Here is a 20,021-nt window from a genome sequence, read left to right as displayed (position 1 = left end):
CTCCTAGGGTTCGATGACGGTCGCCGAGGCAGCGCCGTGGCGGGGTGAGCGGGGCAACCAGACGCGCATCGCGCCGCCGTCGCGGTTGTCCCAGAGGTGGTAGGGCACGGCCCGCGCGACGACCCGGGCGCGCACGGCCGGGTCGGTCGCGGGGGCGGCGCCGTAGGGCAGGCCGGTGCGGGGCCGCGCGGCCAGGACGTCGGCCGCGAGGTCGACGAAGGTGACCGGTCCGGGCAGCCCGGGGCTGCTCTCCCGACGCGTCGTCGGGGTGTCGTCGCCGGTCGGCGCGAGATCGTCGAGCGTGACGCCGGCGGGCTGGTCGATCTGTTCGAAGCAGTACACGAGCGGTCCGCGCTCGACGGCGATGGTGCCGCGCAGCGCGTCGAGGCGGTGGTGCGGGTAGGTCAGCCGCGGAGCGACGTCGAGGTCGAGCTCGACGGTGTCGCCGGGCCGCCACAAACGGTCGACGACGAGGTAACCGCGCTCGTCCGGGCGGACGTCGGCCGGGGCGCCCGCGACGCTGAGAGCGGTGTGGTCCGGAGCGCTCCAGGCGGGCAGCCGCAGCTCGAGCCGCCAGGGTCGCGTGGGGGTCTGATCGACGGTGACGCGGATGCGGCCGTCGTCGGGGTACGCCGTCGCCACCGTCAGCCGGACGCCGTCGTTCGTCTCGATCTCCGCCGGCAGGAACAGCTGCAGCTGGACGCCGTCGTCGCTGGTCGTGGCCGCGTAGTGGCCGAGCGAGCCGATGAGCCGGGCGACGTTGGGCGGGCAGCACGCACACCGGAACCAGGGGCGACGGCGCCCGCCCTTGGGCGGCGGGGTGGCGTCGGGGCGGCGCTGCAGCGCGTTGACGTAGAAGAAGCGGTCGCCGTGGACGTTCGTGCTGGCCGCGACGGTGTTGTAGAGCGTGCGCTCGACGAGGTCGGCGAACCGCGACTCGCCCGTTGCCAGCAGCAGCCGCCAGCTCCAGTGGATGCTCGCGACGGCGGCGCACGTCTCGTTGTAGGACTGGTCGGGCGGCAGCTCGTCGCGGTCGCCGAACGCCTCGAACAGGTGCCGCGAGCCGTGTCCGCCGGTGAGCGCTGTCTTGTGGGCGACGGTGTCGTCCCAGCGGCGGATGGACGCGGCCAGCAGCTCGGTGTCGCCGGTCTCGGCCGCGACATCGACCACGCCGGCCTCGAGGTAGAGCGCGCGGACGGCGTGGCCGTTCAGCGTCGTGGCGGTGCGGGCCGGCTCGTGGTCGACGAGGTAGACCGAGCCCCGGTCGGACTCGCCGGCGAAACCGTGGCCCCGCCGTTCCACGAACTGGGCAGCCTGGTCGAGGTAGGACCGCTCGCCCGTGTGCCGGTAGAGCTCGACCAGCGCGGTCTCGATCTCGGGATGTCCGTCGAGGCCGGCGCGGCCGCCGCGGCGAAACTCGGCGACGACGTGGTCGGCGGCGCGGCGGGCGACCGCGAGCAGCCGGTCGTTCCCCGTAGCGCGGTCGAGGGCGACTCCGGCCTGGATGAGGTGGCCGTAGCAGTACAGCTCGTGGCTGGAGACGAGGTCCGCGTAGCGGCGGTCGGGCGCGGCGACCTGGATCCAGGAGTTCAGGTAGCCGTCGGGCCGCTGGGCGCGCTCGAGGACGCCGGCCCATCGGACGGCGGTCTCTTCCAGCGCGGCGTCCGGGCCGTGGGCGGCCAACTGCCAGGCCACGGCCTCGAGCACCTTGGTGACGTCGGAGTCGGCGAAGTGCATGCCGCGGAACACGCCCTCGGCCTCGCCCGCCGCGATCTCCAGGTTGCGCAGCGTCCCCGTCGACACGATGAGTTCGACCGCCCGCGGGACGGTGACGTCGCGGGTGCGTCGCTGCCACTCCCCCGCCAGGCCGCCGGTGACCCGGACGCCGCCGAGGCCGAGCGGCCGGAGCCGGACGGCGGCCGCGGCGGACGGCGCCACCGGGCCGGCCGGCTTGAGCTGTGTCATGGTCACCACCTTCGGAAACTGTTTTCCTGCACGTAGTATGCGGTGTAGTGTGCGTATCCGGAATAGGTTTTCTGGCGGCACGCTAGTGCGCCTTCGCCAGACTCGTCAAGCACGACCACAATGAGCGGATCGACCTGGAGGGGTGATCGAACGGTGTCCCAGCAGCGGGTGCCCACGGTCCGCGACGTCGCCGCACGAGCCGGCGTGTCGGTCGGGACGGTGTCGAAGGCGCTGAACAACCGCGGCCAGTTGCGCGAAGAGACCCGGGCCCGGGTCGTCGCCGCCGCGCGCGAGCTCGGGTTCCGGCCCAACTCGCTGGCCCAGAGCCTGCAGTCCGGCCGCACCTACACCGTCGCCGTCATCACCACCGACCGGTTCGGCCGGTTCGGCAACCCGCTCATGCTCGGTGTCGAGGACGCCCTCGGCGCCGACCGCGTCTCGGTCTTCCTGTGCGACACCCGCGACGACCCCATCCGCGAGCATCACCACGCGGAGACCCTCGACGAACGCCGCGTCGACGGCATCATCGTCGCCGGCCGCCGCAAACAGACCCGGGCGCCGCTCGCGGTGGCCTCCGGTGTGCCGGTGGTCTACGTCATCGCGCAGTCGAGCGACCCGGCCGACTTCTGCGTCACCACGGACGACATCGGCGGCGGCATCCTGGCTGCGCGGCACCTGCTGGCCAGCGGCCGCACCCGCATCGGCCACATCACCGGCCCCGAACGCTTCGCCGACCCCCGGGAGCGGGCCGCCGGGTTGTGCCAGGTGCTCGACGACGCGGGGTTGAGCCTGGCGGGCGGGCAGGTGTTCTACGGCGAGTGGAGCGAGGACTGGGGACGGCGCGCGGCCGAGATGCTCCTGCATGCGGCGCCCGACACCGACGCCGTCTTCTGCGGCTCCGACCAGATCGCCCGCGGCGTCGTCGAGACGCTACGAGACCGGCGGCTGCGAGTGCCGGGCGACATCGCGGTCATCGGGTTCGACAACTGGGAACCGATGGCAGCGGGCTGCCGGCCGCCGTTGACGACGGTCGACCCCAATCTGCGTGAAGTGGGCCAGGTCGCGGCGACGCGGTTGCTCGACATGATCGCCGGCCAGCCGGTCGAGGGCGGAGTACACACCGTGCCTGCGTGGCTGATGTTGCGTGAGTCGACGGGGGTGCGACTGATCGAGCCGTGAGCCGGGCATTTCGGTGGGCCGCGCCCGGTCGGCCGGGCTGCCGCGTTCGCCGTCGCATCGCCGCGGCGCCGGCCGGAAGCGCTGCGACCGCGGCCGGCGCGGCGGCCGTGGCACGCCCGCTGGCGTCGTCAGGCCGGCGGCAGCGGAACGCGCAGGCTCAGCGTACCCTGCAGGTCGATCCAGGCCGCGTCCGGCGCTCGCACCAGCCGGAGCATCACGTGCTCACAGCTCGGGCAGCGGGCCACCCAGCCGAGCGCGTGGCCGTAGACCCGCAGATCCGCGACCCTGCGGGTGTCGCCGCAGCTCACGCAGCGGCCGGTGGCGGCGGTGACGTCGACGGCGAACAACTCGGCGAGCGGACCGGCCAGCGCATTGCCGTCCTGGTACTCCTGCGTCATGGTCAGTCTCCTGTCGGGCCGAACCGCTCGGTGCGGATGCGGCGCGGGTCGTGGCCCAGGCCGACCAGCGTGTTCGCCACCTTCTCGACGAACCCGGTCGGGCCGCAGACGTAGCAGGTGGGCTCGAACTGCGGCGGCCAGCCGTACAACTCCAGATCGGCCGGCCCGATGCGGCGCGGCGGCCGGGCGCTGCCGGTGGGCGCCGACCGCGTGTACACGGTCGCGATGTCCAGGCCGCCCTCGTCGCGGGTGGCCCGGCGCAGCTCGGACGCGTAGTACTGGTCGGACGGCGAGCGGACGGAGTGGATCAGCCGGAACGGCGCCCGGCTGCGGGCCTGCCGTCGCGCCCGGATCATCGCCATCAGCGGCACGATGCCCGACCCGCCCGCCACCAGCAGCACCGGCGCCGTCCGCGACGGATGCCAGACGAACCAGCCGCCGACCGGGCCGCGCAGCTCGACCGGGTCGCCGACCGAGAACGTGTCGGTCAGGTACTCCGACACCTCCCCGCCCTTCACCCGCTGGACGGTCAGCTCGACGCGGTCGCCGTCGGCCGGGGCGGCCAGGGAGTAGCTGCGCTGGGTGCTGTAGCCGTCCTCGTCGGTCAGCCGGACGTCGACGTGCTGGCCCGGCACGTGACCAGGCCAGCCGGGCACGTCGAGCAGCAACGTCAGCGCGGTCGGGGTCTCCTGACGGACACCGGCGAGCGTCGCGACGCGCCACTCGAGCCGGGGGCTCAATCGCCCGCGTAGCGCTGTTCGCGCCACGGGTCACCGTAGTCGTGGTAGCCGACGCTCTCCCAGAACCCCAGCTCGTCGAATTCCTGCAGCTGCAGGCCGCGCACCCACTTCGCCGACTTCCAGAAGTACAGGTGCGGCACCAGCAGCCGCGCCGGCCCGCCGTGCTGCGGCGCCAGCTCGGAGCCCTCGTACTCGTAGACGATCCACGCCTTGCCGTCGAGCAGGTCCTCGAGCGGCAGGTTCGTCGTGTAGCCCCCGTAGCTGTGCGCGAGGGCGTAGTCGGCCGTCGTCTCGACGTCCTCCATGAGCAGGTCGAGCGACACCCCGCGCCACGAGGTGCCCAGCTTGGACCACTTGGTGACGCAGTGGATGTCGACCGTCGGCTCCTCGGCCGGCAGTTCCTGCAGCTCGTCCCACGTCCACCGGTACTCCTGGCCGGTCTCGCTGGCGATGACGAACTCCCACCGGTCCAGCGGGATGTTCGGCGTCGGCCCGGCGGACAGGACCGGGAAGTCCTCGGTCAGGTACTGACCCGGCGGCAGCTGGACGTCGTCGTCGCGCCGTCTCCTCCGGAACCCCGGAGACACGATCCCCATCGTTCCACCCCGTTCCCTCGCGCCTGCAGTGCGCGCCCACCCCACCCTGCGGACATGGTCCTCTCACCTAGGTCAAGAGTCCAGAGCATTCGAGATGTCGAATGTGTCAACCACCGAACTCGGCACGAACACCCAGGAGCCGGACGGGCCGGCGATCGGTGAACCGGCCCAGCGCCACCAGCGCCGCCGCGGCGAGCACGTCGCCGTCGCTGGTGGGCTCGGGCAGCTTGTGGCCGTGCGTCGAGGTGAAGAACGGGGCGTAGCGGACCTTGACGACGACCCGGACGGCCGGCCGCCCCTCGGCGACGACCTCATCGGCGACCTCGCGCGCCAGCCGCACCACCTCGCGCTCGACCTCGTTCCAGTCCTCGACGTTGCGCTGGAACGTGAACTCCTTGCCGCGGGATCGCGCCTGCCACGGCTCGCCGGTGACCCGCGCTGACGCGACGCCGCGCGCGACGCGCACCAGCCACGGGCCGATGGTGGGGCCGAACCGCGCGGCGACGGTGTCGGGGTGCGTGGTGGCGAGGTCGCGGACGGTGCGGATGTCCATCTCGGCCAGCTTCCTGGCCGTCTTCGCGCCGACGCCCCACAGTGCGTCGGCCGGGCGGTCGCCGAGGACGTCGAACCAGGAGTCGTAGGTGAGCGTGGCGACGCCGGCCGGCTTGCCGAACCCGGTGGCCAGCTTGGCCTGCAGCTTGTTCTCGCCGATGCCGACGGTGCAGTCGAGCTCCGTGGCCTCGCGGACGCGGCGCTGGATGTGGCGGGCGACGCCCTCGGGGTCGGCGTCGCCCGCCTCGCCCGCGTCGATGAACGCCTCGTCCCAGCCCAGCACCTCGACCGTGCCGAACTCGCGCAGCGTCGCCATGACCTCCTCGGACACCGCCTCGTAGGCCGGCTTGTCGACCGGGAGGAAGACGGCGTCAGGGCAGCGCTTCAGCGCGGTGCGCAGCGGGAGGCCGGAGTGGACGCCGAACACGCGCGCCTCGTACGACGCGGTGGCCACGACGCCGCGCTTGGACGGGTCGCCGTCGCCGCCCACGACCACCGGCCGGCCGGCCAGCTCGGGACGGCGCAGCACCTCGACAGCAGCGATGAACTGGTCGAGGTCGACGTGCAGGACCCAACGGGACACAGCGTCATTGTGTCCGGCCGCGCCGACAACGTGCGGGACGGCGGGCGGACCGGGCGGCGCGGCTCAGCGGCCGGCGGGGTCGCTGGGGTCGTCGGCCGGGTGATCCTCGGGGTCGCCGGTGACGTCACTGGTGGGGTCGTCGGTCGCGGCGCGCCAGACCTCGCCCGGCGCCTGCTGCTCGTCGTCGTCGCGCTGGTCGTCGCGCTGCTCGTCGTGCGCCTCGGCGGCCGGGCGGGCCCCGCCTGCGACATCGGGCTCGGCGTCCGCGTCGGCGGGGCGGCCGGCCCTCGCGACGGCGGCGCCGTGGGCGTCGTACTCGACCTCGCCGGCGGGCTCGGCCGTGGCGTCGGCCGTCCCCGCGACCGGGAACCGCGAGGCGTCAGCGGGGTGGTCGTCGTGGCGGGCCGGCGCGCCGCCGAGGAAGTCGCGGATGCGCTGGCCGTACGCCGTTGCCTTGGAGGGGTCGACCGGGAAGGTGACGTCCTCGACGATGCGGGCGACGGTGTCGCGGACCTTCGTCGTGCCGGCGCTGGTGGCGGCGCCGCCGAGGAGGGAACCGACCTGGTCCTGGACCGACGTGATGGTGTCGCCGACGAACTCGCGGATGCCGGAGTCGTGGACCGGGCAGCGCGGCAGCGCCGACTTCACCGGGCGGACCAGCCGCTGCCGGCGTCGCCACGCCGGATCGTGCAGGTAGGACTGGCCTTCGACCGCGTACCGGCAGATCAGTCCCTCGACAGCCAGCGCGTCGAGGTCGTCGGACATGGCGGTGGTGGGGTGTTCGTCGAACCGCAGCGGCCACAGCCGCCCGTTGACCACCGCGGCGTTGTCGACCGCGCGGCCCTCGTCGTCGAGGACGGACGGCAGGTAGGCCCAGGTGTAAGCAGCGGTCAGCGGCAGCCGGGCCACCCGCTCGTCCTGGACGTCGCCCGGCTGGATGGTCCTGGGACTGTGCGCCATGGTCGGCTCCTTCATCGGCTCACGTCGGCTGCCTCGAATCTACGTCAGCCCGGGCTGCCGGGAACGGGTCTAGGCTCGTCGTAGGAGCACTCTGAGGGGGCGGTCGTCATGACCGGACAAGTCGTGCACTTCGAGATACCCGCCGACGACCTCGATCGGGCCCGCGAGTTCTACCGCGCCGCCTTCGGCTGGGACATCACCCCGATGCCGGAGGTCGACTACACCATGGTCTCCACCACTCCCACCGACGAGCGGGGCGCGCCGAAGGAGCCCGGCGCCATCAACGGTGGCATGTTCACCCGCGACGCCTCCCGGCCCGGGCCGATCGTGACGATCGGTGTGGACGACATGGACGAGGCGCTCGCGACCGTCGAGCGGCTCGGCGGCACCGTCGTGGTCCCGAAGGCCGAGGTCATGCAGATGGGGTTCGCGGCGTACTTCCGCGACAGCGAGGGCAACGTGATCGGCCTCTGGCAGGCCGGCGCTCGCTGACGTCATCGGCCGGCGTTCGCCGGCCGGGTGGTCGGGTGGCCGGCGGTTCACCTGCCCGGTGGGCGGCGGCCGGATGACCGGATGGCCGGTGTTCTGCGGCCGCTGGCGGAGACCGCCGGTACCGACGCCGACGGCGCACGCGCGTCCCGGGACCGAGCCGCGTTCTACGTACGAGGGTTCCGGCGTACGCCGCCGACGCACGGGGCGGCTCACCTGCCGACCGGCAGCCGATGCAGGTGACGGTCCGCCGAGCCGGGTCACGCGGTCGCATCACGAGGAGCACTTGCGCGTCGCCAGGGCGCGCAGATCTGGTGCGGACCGGCATCGGGCGGCGGCGTGATCATTCCGGTCCGAAGGCGCCGGAACGACCGCCACGGGCGACCAGGCAGCCAGGCGACCGCGCGACCGGGCAGCTGGGCAGCCGGCACGCGACCGGCCGGCTGGCCGGCGACCAGGCGGCCGACGAGCCGGCGGCGGGCACGCTGCCGGGCAACCGGGCGAGAGCGAGGAGGGCCAGCCCGGCGAGCGACCGGACGGCCTCGCGAACGGTGCGCTCTTGCGGGACTCACCTAAACCGGTATAGCCTCCGATCCTAAACCGGTTTAAACCGCCAATGGAGGCGCCGCCGATGCCCGCCGAACGACCCCGACCCACCATCGCCGACGTCGCGGAGAGAGCAGGCGTCAGCAAGGGGCTGGTGTCGTTCGCGCTGAACGGCAGGCCAGGAGTGTCGCCGCAGACGCGGGACCGGATCCTCGAGGTCGCCCGCGAGCTGGGCTGGCAGCCGAGCCTGCGGGCCCGGGCGCTGTCGGTGAACCGGGCGTTCGCGCTGGGGCTGGTCATCACCCGCGACCCGGAGATCATCACCGGCGACCCGTTCTACCCGTCGTTCATCGCCGGGGTGGAGCGCGAGCTCGCCCCGGCCGGGCAGGCGCTGGTGCTGAGCGTCGTCCCGGACGAGGAGGCCGAACTGGCCGCCTACCGGAAACTGGTCGCCGACCGCCGGGTGGACGGCGTCTTCATCACCGACCTGCGCCACGACGACGCCCGCATCGAGCTGGCCCGCGAGCTGAACGTCCCCGCGGTCACGCTCGGCCACCCCGAGACGCCGTCGCCGTTCCCGGCGGTGTCCATGGACGATCGCGCCGGCATCGAGGCCGCCGTCGACCACCTGGTCCGGCTCGGGCACCGGCGCATCGCGCACGTCGCCGGACCGGCCCGCATGCTGCACGGCAGCCGCCGCCGGCGGGCATTCGAGGACGCCATGGCGCGCGCCGGCCTGCCGGCCGACCTCGTCGTCGAGACGGACTTCCGGGCCGCCGACGGCGCCCGCGCGACCCGCGACCTGCTCGCCCCGCCCGACGCCCCGACCGCGATCGTCTACGCGAACGACCCGATGGCGATCGCCGGGCTCGGCTTCGCGCAGCGAACCGGGCTGCGTGTCCCCGACGACCTCTCGATCACCGGCTTCGACGGCAGCGACGTCGGTGAGCACCTCTTCCCCGCCCTCAGCACCGTGGCCACCGAGGCGGCCGGCTGGGGCGCCGTCGCCGCACGGGTGCTGCTGCGGTCGATCGCCGGAGAGGAGCCCGGCGACACCGACCTGCCGCCCGCGCGGTTCGTGCCCCGCGAATCGACCGCACCCGCCCCTCCGTCGCCTCCGGCGAACGGCTGAGGCGCTCCCTCGCGGCACCCGCCCGCACCGAACCCACACCGGGCCGCGCACTGACCGGCCCGGACGACAGAAGGAGACGACCGTGCAACGACGCACCCGAGTCACCGCCGCCGCGCTGACCGCGGCCGGCCTGCTCGCCGTCACCGCGTGCGGTGGCGACGACGACGCCTCCACCGGCGGGGGCGACGGTGGTGACGGCGGCCGCGGCGACATCACCATCTGGTACTCGAACAACGAGGCCGAGGTCGCGTGGGGCGAGCAGATGGTTCAGGCCTGGAACGCCGAGCACCCCGACGAGCAGATCGAGGCGCAGGAGATCCCGGCCGGCGCCAGCAGCGAGGAGGTCATCGGCGCCGCCATCACGGCCGGCAACGCGCCCTGCCTCATCTTCAACACCGCGCCGGTCGCGGTCCCGGACTTCGAGCGCCAGGGCGGTCTGGTGTCGCTGTCGAGCTTCGACGACGGCGACGACTACGTCGCGGCGCGCAGCGGCGACATCGCCGAGCAGTACCGGTCGGCGAACGGCGAGTACTTCCAGCTGCCGTGGAAGTCGAACCCGGTGATGATCTTCTACAACAAGGAGATGTTCGCCGCGGCCGGCCTCGACCCGGAGAACCCGCCGCTGGGCACCTACGACGAGTTCCTCGAGACCGCCCGCACGCTGGTGTCGTCCGGCGCCGCGCCGAAGGCCATCTGGCCGGCCCCGACCAGCGAGTTCTTCCAGAACTGGTTCGACTTCTACCCGCTCTACGCGGCCGAGACGGGCGGCGCTGCCTTGGTCGAGGACGGCTCGGCGACGTTCGCCGACGACGCCGGGCGGAGCGTCGCGGAGTTCTGGAAGTCGCTGTACGACGAGGGCCTGGCCAGCCGCGAGACCTATCAGGGCGACTCGTTCGCCGACGGCCAGGCCGCGATGGCCATCGTCGGCCCGTGGGCGATCAGCGTCTACGGCGAGAACATCGCCTGGGGCGCCGCCCCGGTCCCGACGTCCGCCGGCACCGCCGCCGACCAGACCTACACGTTCAGCGACGCCAAGAACATCGGTCTCTACACCGCCTGCGAGAACCAGGCGACGGCGTGGGACGTCCTGAAGTTCGCCACCGGCCAGGAGCAGGACGGCCTGCTGCTGGAGCTGACCGGTCAGATGCCGATGCGCCAGGACCTCCCCGGCACCTACCCGGACTACTTCGCCGCCAACCCGGCCTACGAGGCGTTCGGCGACCAGGCCGCCCGCACCGTCGAGGTCCCGAACATCCCGAACGCCGTCGCCGTGTGGCAGACGTTGCGCGACGCGTGGTCGCAGTCGGTGATCTTCGGCGAGGGCGACCTCCAGGAGTCCCTGCAGGGCGCCGCCGACGAGATCGACGGCCTGGCCGGCCAGTCCTGACGGCGGCCGGACATGACGGTCGTCGACACCGGCGCCCGGGCGGGCGGCGCCGCACCGCCGCCCGCCGGACGCCGCGGGCGCCCCCGCGACCGGCGGCGGCGCCTGCTGGGCCGGAACCCGTCCGGCCTGCTGTTCAGCACGCCGTACCTGGCGTACGTGCTGGTCGTCTTCGCGGTCCCGCTGGGCTTCGCGGTGTGGATCTCGTTCCACGACTACTTCTTCGCCGCGCCCGGCGCCGACGTCGACCGGCCGTTCGTCGGGCTGGACAACTACACCGACGTCCTGACCGACCCGGACGTCCGGCGCTCGTTCGTCAACATCGGCATCTTCCTGGTCATCAACGTGCCGCTGACGGTGGTGCTGTCGCTGGTGCTGGCGACGCTGCTCAACCAGGTGGTCCGCGGCCGGGTGTTCCTGCGGGTCAGCTTCTACGTCCCGTACGTGACGGCGTCCGTCGCGGTCGTGGGCGTCTGGCTGTTCCTGTTCAGCGGCGACGGGCTGGTCAACGAGGTGCTCGGGCCGCTCGCGCCGGACCCGCCGTGGCTGATCAACTCGTTCTGGGCGATGCCGTCGATCGCGTTCTTCGTCACCTGGAAACAGCTGGGCTTCTACATCCTGCTGTACCTGGCGGCGTTGCAGAACGTGCCGCGCGAGCTGTACGAGGCGGCCGCGACCGACGGCGCCGGGCGGCTGCGGACGTTCCGGTCGGTGACGGTTCCGGCGGTGCGGCCGGCGACGGTGCTGGTGGTGCTGCTGTCGACGATCATCGGCGCGAACCTGTTCACCGAGCCGTACCTGCTGACGGGCGGCGGCGGGCCGAACGGGGCGTCGGCGTCGCCGGTGCTGATCATGTACCAGCGCGGCATCGAGCAGGGCACGCCCGGCGTGGCCGCGGCCATCGGCGTCGTCCTGGTGCTGCTGGTGCTGCTGGTCGCGTGGCTGCAGCGGCGCTTCGTCGGGGGTGGTGAGTCGTGAGCCGCCGGTCGTCGGCGCTGCGCTACGTCGTGCTCGGCATCGGCGCGCTGGCCTTCCTGTTCCCCTTCTACTACATGGTGATCGGCTCGCTGCAGGCCGAACCGGACCCGACGCCGGGCGGCGCGTTCCCGGACCCGTCGAACCTGACGCTGGACAACTACGCCGCCATCGACGGGCGCATCGACCTGCTGCAGGGGCTGGTGAACTCCGGCATCTTCACCGGCGGGGTGATCCTCGGGACGGTCGTCTTCGGAGTGCTGGCCGGGTACGCGCTGGCGGTGCTGCAGTGGCGCGGCCGGGGCGCGACGTTCGCGCTGGCGCTGCTGGTGCAGGTGGTGCCGTTCCAGCTGCTGATGATCCCGCTGTACGTGCTGATCGCGCGCGACTACGGGCTGGCCGACAGCTACCTCGGGATGATCCTGCCGTTCGCGATCAACTCGACGGCGGTCATCGTGTTCCGGGCCTACTTCCTGCAGCTGCCGCGTGAGCTGTTCGACGCGGCCGCCGTCGACGGCGCCGGCGACCTGCGCACGCTGTGGAGCGTCGCGCTGCCGCTGGTCCGGCCGGTGCTGCTGACCGTCGTGCTGATCACGTTCATCGGGCCGTGGAACGAGTTCCTGTGGCCGTTCCTCATCACCAAGGACCAGTCGATGCAGCCGCTGGCGGTGTCGCTGGCCAACTACATCAGCAACGTGGCGGCCTCGGCGGCCAACCCGTTCGGCGCCGTGCTGGCCGGCGCCGTCGTGCTGGCGGCGCCCGCCGTCGTTCTGTTCATCGTCTTCCAGCGCTACTTCACCAGCACGAACATCGATTCCGGCGTGAAAGGCTAGGCATGCCCGTCTCCACCGCGATTCCGTACACGCTGACCCGGCTGGGCGTCGTCATGGCGCCCGAGGACGGCAACCCGCTCGAGGCCGAGGGGGTGCTCAACCCGGCGTCCGGCCGCGGCCCGGACGGCGTGCTGTACCTGCTCCCCCGGCTGGTCGCGGCGGGCAACGTGTCCCGGGTCGGCCTCGCCCGCGTGGTGACCGACGACGACGGCGTGCCGGTCGGCGTCGAGCGCGAGGGCGTCGTCCTCGAGCCGGACCGGGCCTGGGAGCACGGGGTGGCGCACGGCGGTGTCGAGGACCCGCGGGTGACGTTCGTCCCGGCGCTCGGGCTGCACGTCATGACGTATGTCGCGTACGGGCCACTCGGACCGCGAACCGCGCTCGCGGTGTCGGACGACCTGCGGACGTGGCGGCGGCTCGGCCCGGCGCTGTTCGCGTACGACGACGACCTCGACATCGACCTCAACCTGTTCCACAACAAGGACACCGTGTTCTTCCCGACGCCGGTGACGGCGCCGTCCGGGGTCGAGAGCCTGGCCGTGCTGCACCGGCCGATGTGGGATCTCGGCGAGATCCGTCCTGGTCAGGGCGTCGTGCTGCCGCGCGGCGTCACCGACGACCGGCACAGCATCTGGATCTCCTACGTCCCGCTGGCGGACGTGCTGGAGGACGTCGGCGCCCTCGTGCACTGGCGTGAACACCGGTTCCTCGCCGGGCCCGAGCACCCGTTCGAGGAGCTGAAGATCGGCGGCGGGCCGGCGCCGCTGCGCGTCCCCGAGGGCTGGCTGCTGCTGCACCACGGCGTCACCGGTGTGCTCGCGTCGGGCGTCGACCAGCAGCAACGGGTCAACTACGCCGCCGGCGCCCTGCTGCTCGACGCCGACGACCCGTCCGTCGTGCTGGCCCGGACGGCGCAGCCGCTGCTGGCGCCGGAGACCGACGACGAGCGCAGCGGCATCGTGCCCAACGTCGTCTTCCCGACCGCGATCGAGGAGATCGGCGGCGCGCACTTCGTCTTCTACGGCATGGCCGACAGCAAGATCGGCGTCGCCCGGCTGGACCGTACCGACCTCTGACCGAAGGGAGAGCCGCGATGAAGCGGACCTCGTGGACGGCGGCGCTGGCCGCACTGGCACTGGGCTCGGGCGGCCTCGCCGCCGCGGCCGCTCCGCAGACCGACGCGGCCGCGTCGCTGGCCAACACCGCGCACCTGGACTTCCTGCTCGACCACGCCTCCCCCGCCCCGGTCGGCGGGCACACGACGTACCGCCTGGCCGAGGAGCCGGAGCTGACCTTCCCGTGGACGTACGCCGACGCGCGGGCGAGCGGGACGTTCGAGCGGATCGGCGGCGGGTCGCTCGACCCGGCGACCGGGCACTGGTCCCAGGGCGCCTACAACGCCGACGACGTGTCCCGCGCGGCCGTCGTCTACCTGCGGCACTGGCAGCAGACCGGGTCGCAGGCCAGCCAGGAGAAGGCGTACGAACTGCTGCGATCGCTGGCCTACCTGCAGACGTCCAGCGGGCCCGACGCGGGCAACGTCGTGCTGTGGATCCAGCCCGACGGCGTGCTCAACCCGAGCGCGGAGCCGGTCGAGCTGCCCGACCCGTCGGACTCCGGGCCGAGCTACTGGCTGGCGCGGACGATCTGGGCGTTCGGCGAGGGGTACGCGGCGTTCGCCTCGGAGGACCCGGAGTTCGCGGCGTTCCTGCAGGACCGGCTCGGGCTGGCCGTCGACGCCGTCGAGCGGCAGGTGCTGACCCGGTACGGCGAGTACACCGTCGCCGACGGGCTGCGGGTGCCGTCGTGGCTGATCGTCGACGGCGCCGACGCGACGGCCGAGGCGGTGCTGGGACTGGCGGCGTACGTCGGGGCCGCGCCGTCGGATGCCGCGGCACGGGACGCGCTGCGGAAGCTGGCCGAGGGCGTCGCGGCGATGGGCGGCGACCCGGACGCGTGGCCGTACGGCGCGATCCTGCCGTGGGCGCAGTCGCGATCGATGTGGCACGCGTGGGGGTCGCAGATGCCGGCGTCGCTGGCCGCCGCGTCGACGGCACTGGGGGCGCCGAAGCTGGTGGCGCCCGCCGTCGTCGACTCGGCCCGGTTCGTGCCGACGCTGCTCACCGCGGGTGGCGCCGACAACGGCTGGATGCCGACGCCGACGGAGCGCGTGCAGATCGCCTACGGCGTCGACTCGCGGCTGCAGTCGCTGCTGGCCGTCGGCGCGGCGGCCGGCCGCCCGGCGTTCGACGAGCTGGCGGCACTGACGGCGAGCTGGTACTTCGGCGCGAACCCGGCGGGGTCACCGATGTACGACCCGGCCACCGGCGTGACGTACGACGGAGTGGCGGCCGATGGGACGATCAACCGGAACAGCGGCGCGGAGAGCACCATCCACGGGCAACTGTCGATGCTCGCGCTGGACGCTCACGCCGCGGTGCGCGACCGCGCCGCCGGGCTGACCGAGGTCGCGGCTCGGGACGGCCTGAAGCTGGTCGAGGCCGAGGCTGCGACGTCGACGACCGGGACCGTACGGGCGCCGTCGCAGGCGTGGACCGGTGAGTCACTGTGGAGCGGGTCGCTGCTGGCGCTCGACGCCGGCGACACCGCGACGTTCGATCTCGGGCCGTCGGACACGCCGCGGCTGGTGGAGCCGGTGTCGTGGCTGCCGCTCGGCGGGACGGCGCGGTCGTCGTGGACGGCGTCCGGGCGGACGGTCGGCGCGCTGGAGCACCGCGCCGGCGCGCAGGGGCTGACCGCGGTCCCGGGGGCGCTGCTGCCGCTGTCGCTGCGCCGCCCGGTGCCCGCGGGCGCGTCGTCGGTCGCCGTGACGGCGTCGCGCGGCGCGGTCGAGCTCGACGCGCTGCTGGTCCGGCCCGAGGTGTCCCGGCTCGCCCTGACCGGCGACGGCCTGGCGCGGGCCGAACTGCTCCATTCCGCGGCGGCGACGCCCCGGCGGGTCGCCGTCGACGGGCCCGGGACGGTGCGGGTGTACGACGACACCGGCCGGTTGCGGGCGGCGCGCGACCTGACCGGGCGGACGACGATCACGCTGCGGCCGGGCGACTTCGCCGTCGTGTCGGCCGGCTGAGCGTGTGCGAGGCCGGCAGGCATGCGGCCGAACCTCGAACGCGTCCCTGGCGAGGATGACGCCCTTGCCGCACGGATCCTTCGTGACCTGCCGGCGGTCATCGACGAGGCGGTGCTGGCGCGGCTCGGCCGCTCGGCCGTGCTGGCGCTGGGCCGCTACAGCGCGCGGCAGGTCGTCGTCGCGCTGCGCACCCGGTCCGCGGGGCAGCTCCGCGACGCACTGACGGCGGCCGCGGTGTGCGAGCAGCTGGGCCTGGCCGACCCGCGCGACACCATGGTGGGGCTCGCGCCGCACCTGCACGTCGCACGGGAGCTGGGCCTCGACGCGCCGCGGCTCTTCGCCGACGTCGCCGGCCGCCTTCCCGCGGGCGACGTCGCGACCCTCGTGCGCACGTTCGGCGGCCGCACCGACGTCAGGCTGCCGGGCTTCGGCTGGGTGCTCGTCGACACCCCGGACGGCCCGGACTTCGTGCCGGCACTGTGAGCGTGGCCGGGCGCAGATGGCAGGTTCGGCCGGGGTACGGTCCCCGCCCGGCTGGGAGGGAGTCCCACCCTACGGGCGGGCACCGACAACGGCGTCATCACGCGACGCCCGGGGGCCCGGCGGACGAGGCGGATGGGCGCCACGGTGACGTGCCACGGTTCGGGCGCCACGGTGACGCGCCACAGTCACGCGCCACAGTCACGCGCCACGGTCGGGCGCGACGACGTCTGTGCCGACAATCGTCGCGGCTGTGCCGGGCAGGCCGGCGCCCGTCTCCGGTGACGCGCCGGCTCACCTGTGCCGACTCAGGCGCGCCATCCGCCTCCGCACGTCCGTCGTCCGCGGCTGGGCGGCGACGTCGTCGTAGCGCTTGCCCTGGTCGGCGATCTCGATGTGGCCGCGCACCCGGTGCAGCCGAGTCCAGGGTCGTGGGCCGCACCACCTCGGCCGCCGCGCTCAGGCGCGCCGCGGCCAACGGCGGCTGCCTGCCCGGTGGCCGGCGCCTCGTCGACGACGCGGTCGAGCCGAGCCGGCCCGCCGGAGCCGGCCCGGCGCTAGGCTGCGCTCCATGGCTGACGACGATCGGCCAGCGACGGTCGCCGACGTGCACGAGGCGGCGCTGGGGATGCCCTACGCCACCGTCTACCCCGGCACCGAACACAGGCCCGTCTACCAGGTCGGAGGCAAGTCGTTCGTCTTCTTCCGCAACCCGCGGCCGGACGCCGTCGACCCGGAGACGGGTGAGCGGTACGACGACGTCATCGTGCTGTGGGTGGAGTCCGAGGCGGAGAAGGAGGCGCTGGTGCAGGACCCGCGCACGCCGTACTTCACGACGCCGCACTTCGACGGGCACCGCTCGGTGCTGGTGCGGGCCGGCCGGCTGGGCGAGCTGACCCGCGCCGAGCTGGCCGAGCAGATCCAGGACGCGTGGCTGGCCCGCGCCTCGAAGGCCCGGGTCACCGCCTGGCTGCGTGCCCGTGGACGGTAACCGCGCCGCCTGGGACGACGCGTCGCTCAAGCACGTCCGCGAGTACGACGACCTCCTCGAACAGGCGCGGACGGCCACGCTGCTGCCGGCCGAGCGTGAACTGCTGGGCCCGGCCTTGGCGTCGGCGCCGGAGGTCGTGCACCTGCAGAGCGGCCACGGCCTCGACGACGCCGCGCTGGTGCGAGCCGGCGCGCGGTCGGTCGTCGGGGTCGACTTCAGCGCGGTCGCCGTCACGGCGGCGCGGCAGCGGGCCGTCGACCTGGGGCTGCCGTGCCGGTACGTCGTCGGCGAACTGCCCGGCGCACCGCTGCGCGACGGCTGCGCCGACCTCGTCTACACCGGCAAGGGCGCGCTGATCTGGCTGCCCGACCTGCGCGTCTGGGCCCGCGACGTGGCCAGGCTGCTGCGTCCGGGCGGGTCGCTGTTCGTCTACGAGGCGCACCCGGCGGCGCCACTGTGGACGTGGGACGCCGACGAGCCGCGGGTCCGGCCGGACCGCGGCTACTTCGAGCGCAGCCACGTCAACGACAGCTTCCCGGCCCGCGGCGCGGTGGAGTCGCAGGCGACGCTCGGCGAGATCGTGACGGCGGTCGTCGCGGCCGGGCTGGACCTGCGTCACCTCGCCGAGTACCCCGACCCGTTCTGGCGTCCGGACGACGCAGACGCGGCGGCTTGGCGCGGGCGGCTGCCGAACGCGTTCTCGCTGCTGGCGGTCGCGCGGTGAGACCACGCACGAACAGGGCCTGCTCTCGCCAGCCCCGTCTCGCTCCCTGCGGCCCGCCGGCCACCTCAGCGCGACGACCTGGTACAGGGCGACACCCAGAACGGAGAACGTCCCCACGAGACCCGGCCAGAGATCCCTCAGGATCTGACCGACGACCTCGGTGTGCTCGCGCAGCTGCCGAAGCCTGGCCAGCATGGTCCGTTCGTCCCTGTTACCGCTGTTCACCGGGTTTCCTCTCTTGCGAGGGACCACCGGTGAACCGCTGTCACAGCCCGCCCGGTAGTCCATTCCTGGACCACGCCGGGGGGATTCCCGATGTAGTTAGCCTGTCAGGATGACACCTGGTCAAGATGTCGTCAATAGCGATACGCTGTCAGTGGCCGCGGGGAGGTGCTGTCACACCGACGATCCCGGCCAGACCCCGGCGCGCTTTCTCTCACTGGGTTTCCGCGCCGGGGTCTCTGCTGCCCTGCCGCGGTCAGGTCGCCAGGGCGGCGGTGAGCAGGTCGTACGTCGGTCGGTCGAAGGCGACCAGCCGAATCAGCTCCACCCGCGTGTCAGCGGCGCGGACGGTGTCGACGGCGACGCGGGCGGCCTGGTCGGGCGGGAAGCCGAAGATGCCGGTCGAGATGGCCGGGAACGCGACCGACCGTGCCCCGACCGAGTCCGCCACCTCCAGCGACCGGCGATAGCACGACGCCAGCACGGCCACCTCGTCGCGCGTCCCGCCCTTCCAGACCGGTCCGACCGTGTGGATGACGTGCCGCACCGGCGGGTCGAGGTCGAACGCCGGCGTGGCGACCGCGTCGCCGGGATGGCAGGGCGCCAGAGCCGCTCCGGCCTCTTTCAGCCTCGGTCCCGCGGCCCAGTGGATGGCGCCGTCGACTCCGCCACCGCCGCGCAGTGAGGAGTTCGCGGCATTGACGATCGCGTCGACCTGCTCGCGGGTGATGTCGCCGCGGACCACCTCGACCTGCGCCATGACGCCGAACCTAGCCCCAGGCGCGCCCCGTCGCCACGGCGGCCCGGACGGCGTCCAGCTGCTCACGCACCCGGTCCGGCGCCGTCCCGCCGCGCGCCGACCGCGACGCCAGCGAACCCGGCACCGACAGCACGGCCCGGACCGACGGCGTCAACGACGGCGAGATCGACTCCAGGTCGGAGTCGGACAGGTCCCACAGCTCGATGCCCCGCGACTCGCACACCCGCACGCACGCCCCCGCGATCTCGTGCGCCGACCGGAACGGCACGCCATCGCGCACCAACCACTCCGCGATGTCGGTGGCCAGCGAGAACCCCTGCGGGGCGAGCTCTTCGAGGCGCGAGGCGTTGAACCGCAGCGTCGCGACCATGCCGGTGAACGCGGGCAGCAGCACGGTCAGCGTGTCGACGGAGTCGAACACCGGCTCCTTGTCCTCCTGCAGGTCGCGGTTGTACGCGAGCGGCAGCGCCTTCAGCGTCGTCAGCAGCCCGGCGAGGTTGCCGACCAGCCGGCCGGCCTTGCCGCGAGCCAGTTCGGCGATGTCCGGGTTCTTCTTCTGCGGCATGATCGACGACCCCGTGGACCAGGCGTCGTCGAGGGTGACGAAGGAGAATTCCTTGGTCGCCCACAGGATGACCTCTTCGGCGATCCGCGACACGTCGACGCCGATCATGGCGAAGACGAAGGCGGCCTCGGCGACGAAGTCGCGTGAAGCCGTCCCGTCGATCGAGTTCTCGACCGACGACGAGAATCCCAGCTGAGCCGCGACGAACGACGGGTCCAGGCCCAGCGACGATCCCGCCAGGGCCCCCGAACCGTACGGCGACTCGTCCGTGCGCCGGTCCCAGTCGCGCAGCCGGTCGACGTCGCGCAGCAGCGCCCAGGCGTGCGCCAGCAGGTGGTGCGACAGCAGGACGGGCTGGGCGTGCTGCAGGTGGGTGCGGCCCGGCATGGCCACCCCGAACTGGGCGTCGGCCTGTGCGGCCAGCGCGTCCACCAGGTCGAGCAGCAGCCCGGTCACCGTCCGCGCCGACTCGCGCAGGTACATCCGGAACAGTGTCGCGACCTGGTCGTTGCGGGAGCGTCCGGCGCGCAGCTTGCCGCCGAGCTCCGGCCCGACGCGGTCGATCAGGCCCCGCTCGAGCGCGGTGTGCACGTCCTCGTCCGCCTCGGCCGGGACGAACTCGCCGGACGCGACGTCGGCGGCCAGCCGGTCCAGTCCCTCGCCCATCGCCGTCAGCTCAGCCGCCGTCAGCAGCCCGGCCTGCTGCAGGACCGCGGCGTGGGCCTTCGATCCGGCGATGTCGTACGGGGCCAGCCGCCAGTCGAACTGCGTCGACTTGGAGAGCAAGGCCAGGGCCTCCGATGGGCCTCCCTCGAACCGGCCGCCCCAGAGTGCACTGCTACTCACGAATCCTCCG

The 20,021-nt window shown here is 73.3% G+C and carries 19 protein-coding genes; 11 read left to right on the top strand and 8 right to left on the bottom strand.

The window, feature by feature from the left end; genetic code table 11:
- Positions 1 to 3 precede the first annotated feature (3 nt).
- Entirely contained in the window at positions 4 to 1,965 is a 1,962-nt protein-coding gene (locus DZA62_RS19560; protein ID WP_116950585.1) for a glycoside hydrolase family 127 protein, read from the bottom strand.
- 120 nt (positions 1,966 to 2,085) lie between these two features.
- Between DZA62_RS19560 and DZA62_RS19555 the strand changes: the two genes are divergently transcribed.
- A complete protein-coding gene (locus DZA62_RS19555) occupies positions 2,086 to 3,144 on the top strand; it encodes a LacI family DNA-binding transcriptional regulator (RefSeq protein ID WP_116950584.1) in 1,059 nt (352 codons plus the stop codon).
- Positions 3,145 to 3,272: 128 nt separating this feature from the next.
- On the opposite strand, the gene DZA62_RS19550 is transcribed toward DZA62_RS19555, so the two are convergent.
- From DZA62_RS19550 to DZA62_RS19530, 5 genes are all read right to left on the bottom strand, one after another.
- Positions 3,273 to 3,542, bottom strand: coding sequence for a DUF6510 family protein (locus DZA62_RS19550; RefSeq protein WP_116950583.1), 270 nt, complete (start codon positions 3,540 to 3,542; stop codon positions 3,273 to 3,275).
- 2 nt (positions 3,543 to 3,544) lie between these two features.
- Positions 3,545 to 4,309 carry a ferredoxin reductase gene (locus DZA62_RS19545; protein ID WP_116950582.1) on the bottom strand — a complete coding sequence of 255 codons (765 nt, stop codon included), beginning with the start codon at positions 4,307 to 4,309 and terminating at the stop codon, positions 3,545 to 3,547.
- A complete protein-coding gene (locus DZA62_RS19540; RefSeq protein WP_116950581.1) occupies positions 4,279 to 4,878 on the bottom strand; it encodes a molybdopterin-dependent oxidoreductase in 600 nt (199 codons plus the stop codon). Before DZA62_RS19540 ends, DZA62_RS19545 begins: the two co-directional genes overlap by 31 nt.
- 106 nt (positions 4,879 to 4,984) lie before the next feature.
- Positions 4,985 to 6,013: a DNA polymerase IV gene (locus DZA62_RS19535; protein ID WP_116950580.1), complete on the bottom strand. Its 1,029-nt coding sequence runs from the start codon at positions 6,011 to 6,013 to the stop codon at positions 4,985 to 4,987.
- A gap of 63 nt (positions 6,014 to 6,076) precedes the next feature.
- Positions 6,077 to 6,973: a hypothetical protein gene (locus DZA62_RS19530; RefSeq protein ID WP_157987773.1), complete on the bottom strand. Its 897-nt coding sequence runs from the start codon at positions 6,971 to 6,973 to the stop codon at positions 6,077 to 6,079.
- A 108-nt stretch (positions 6,974 to 7,081) separates the two neighbouring features.
- Between DZA62_RS19530 and DZA62_RS19525 the strand changes: the two genes are divergently transcribed.
- The 10 genes from DZA62_RS19525 to DZA62_RS19480 all read left to right on the top strand — a co-directional run bounded on the left by DZA62_RS19525 (position 7,082) and on the right by DZA62_RS19480 (position 17,618).
- Positions 7,082 to 7,465, top strand: coding sequence for a VOC family protein (locus DZA62_RS19525; RefSeq protein WP_116950578.1), 384 nt, complete (start codon positions 7,082 to 7,084; stop codon positions 7,463 to 7,465).
- A 628-nt stretch (positions 7,466 to 8,093) separates the two neighbouring features.
- Positions 8,094 to 9,140, top strand: a complete 1,047-nt coding sequence (locus DZA62_RS19520; protein WP_116950617.1) for a LacI family DNA-binding transcriptional regulator — start codon at positions 8,094 to 8,096, stop codon at positions 9,138 to 9,140.
- An 82-nt stretch (positions 9,141 to 9,222) separates the two neighbouring features.
- Entirely contained in the window at positions 9,223 to 10,527 is a 1,305-nt protein-coding gene (locus DZA62_RS19515; protein ID WP_116950577.1) for an extracellular solute-binding protein, read from the top strand.
- 12 nt (positions 10,528 to 10,539) lie between these two features.
- Positions 10,540 to 11,502: a carbohydrate ABC transporter permease gene (locus DZA62_RS19510; protein ID WP_116950576.1), complete on the top strand. Its 963-nt coding sequence runs from the start codon at positions 10,540 to 10,542 to the stop codon at positions 11,500 to 11,502.
- Positions 11,499 to 12,332, top strand: coding sequence for a carbohydrate ABC transporter permease (locus tag DZA62_RS19505; protein ID WP_198663965.1), 834 nt, complete (start codon positions 11,499 to 11,501; stop codon positions 12,330 to 12,332). The genes DZA62_RS19510 and DZA62_RS19505 overlap by 4 nt, the downstream gene beginning before the upstream one ends.
- Positions 12,333 to 12,334: 2 nt before the next feature.
- On the top strand, positions 12,335 to 13,408 hold the full coding sequence (locus tag DZA62_RS19500; protein ID WP_116950575.1) for a glycoside hydrolase family 130 protein: 1,074 nt from the start codon (positions 12,335 to 12,337) through the stop codon (positions 13,406 to 13,408).
- Positions 13,409 to 13,425: 17 nt separating this feature from the next.
- Positions 13,426 to 15,423 (top strand): hypothetical protein, encoded by a 1,998-nt coding sequence (locus tag DZA62_RS19495; RefSeq protein ID WP_116950574.1) that lies wholly within the window; start codon positions 13,426 to 13,428, stop codon positions 15,421 to 15,423.
- 21 nt (positions 15,424 to 15,444) lie between these two features.
- A complete protein-coding gene (locus DZA62_RS19490; protein WP_116950573.1) occupies positions 15,445 to 15,906 on the top strand; it encodes a hypothetical protein in 462 nt (153 codons plus the stop codon).
- 568 nt (positions 15,907 to 16,474) lie between these two features.
- On the top strand, positions 16,475 to 16,894 hold the full coding sequence (locus DZA62_RS19485; RefSeq protein WP_116950572.1) for an MmcQ/YjbR family DNA-binding protein: 420 nt from the start codon (positions 16,475 to 16,477) through the stop codon (positions 16,892 to 16,894).
- Complete coding sequence (locus tag DZA62_RS19480; RefSeq protein WP_116950571.1) at positions 16,878 to 17,618, top strand: class I SAM-dependent methyltransferase; 741 nt, start codon at positions 16,878 to 16,880, stop codon at positions 17,616 to 17,618. The genes DZA62_RS19485 and DZA62_RS19480 overlap by 17 nt, the downstream gene beginning before the upstream one ends.
- Positions 17,619 to 18,096: 478 nt before the next feature.
- Here the strand turns inward: DZA62_RS19480 and DZA62_RS19475 are convergent, their stop codons facing one another.
- Together DZA62_RS19475 and argH are read right to left on the bottom strand one after the other, a co-directional pair.
- Positions 18,097 to 18,600, bottom strand: a complete 504-nt coding sequence (locus tag DZA62_RS19475) for an O-acetyl-ADP-ribose deacetylase (RefSeq protein ID WP_116950570.1) — start codon at positions 18,598 to 18,600, stop codon at positions 18,097 to 18,099.
- A gap of 10 nt (positions 18,601 to 18,610) precedes the next feature.
- Complete coding sequence (gene argH, locus DZA62_RS19470) at positions 18,611 to 20,011, bottom strand: argininosuccinate lyase (RefSeq protein WP_116950569.1); 1,401 nt, start codon at positions 20,009 to 20,011, stop codon at positions 18,611 to 18,613.
- Positions 20,012 to 20,021 lie beyond the last annotated feature (10 nt).

This window comes from Jiangella endophytica (assembly GCF_003427025.1).
In the GTDB taxonomy this organism is placed as follows: domain Bacteria; phylum Actinomycetota; class Actinomycetes; order Jiangellales; family Jiangellaceae; genus Jiangella; species Jiangella endophytica.
Note: the sequence above shows the minus strand (reverse complement) of the source record. Positions and strands in the feature narration are given on the sequence as shown.

Bases quoted from the DNA above. Each gene is read 5' to 3' on its own strand.
- DZA62_RS19560 (WP_116950585.1), bottom strand. From the start codon at position 1,965: ATGACACAGCTCAAGCCGGCCGGCCCGGTGGCGCCGTCCGCCGCGGCC.
- DZA62_RS19550 (WP_116950583.1), bottom strand. From the start codon at position 3,542: ATGACGCAGGAGTACCAGGACGGCAATGCGCTGGCCGGTCCGCTCGCC.
- DZA62_RS19495 (WP_116950574.1), top strand. From the start codon at position 13,426: ATGAAGCGGACCTCGTGGACGGCGGCGCTGGCCGCACTGGCACTGGGC.
- DZA62_RS19500 (WP_116950575.1), top strand. From the start codon at position 12,335: ATGCCCGTCTCCACCGCGATTCCGTACACGCTGACCCGGCTGGGCGTC.
- DZA62_RS19525 (WP_116950578.1), top strand. From the start codon at position 7,082: ATGACCGGACAAGTCGTGCACTTCGAGATACCCGCCGACGACCTCGAT.
- DZA62_RS19475 (WP_116950570.1), bottom strand. From the start codon at position 18,600: ATGGCGCAGGTCGAGGTGGTCCGCGGCGACATCACCCGCGAGCAGGTC.
- DZA62_RS19485 (WP_116950572.1), top strand. From the start codon at position 16,475: ATGGCTGACGACGATCGGCCAGCGACGGTCGCCGACGTGCACGAGGCG.
- DZA62_RS19520 (WP_116950617.1), top strand. From the start codon at position 8,094: ATGCCCGCCGAACGACCCCGACCCACCATCGCCGACGTCGCGGAGAGA.
- DZA62_RS19510 (WP_116950576.1), top strand. From the start codon at position 10,540: ATGACGGTCGTCGACACCGGCGCCCGGGCGGGCGGCGCCGCACCGCCG.
- DZA62_RS19540 (WP_116950581.1), bottom strand. From the start codon at position 4,878: ATGGGGATCGTGTCTCCGGGGTTCCGGAGGAGACGGCGCGACGACGAC.
- DZA62_RS19490 (WP_116950573.1), top strand. From the start codon at position 15,445: ATGCGGCCGAACCTCGAACGCGTCCCTGGCGAGGATGACGCCCTTGCC.
- DZA62_RS19555 (WP_116950584.1), top strand. From the start codon at position 2,086: ATGAGCGGATCGACCTGGAGGGGTGATCGAACGGTGTCCCAGCAGCGG.
- DZA62_RS19530 (WP_157987773.1), bottom strand. From the start codon at position 6,973: ATGGCGCACAGTCCCAGGACCATCCAGCCGGGCGACGTCCAGGACGAG.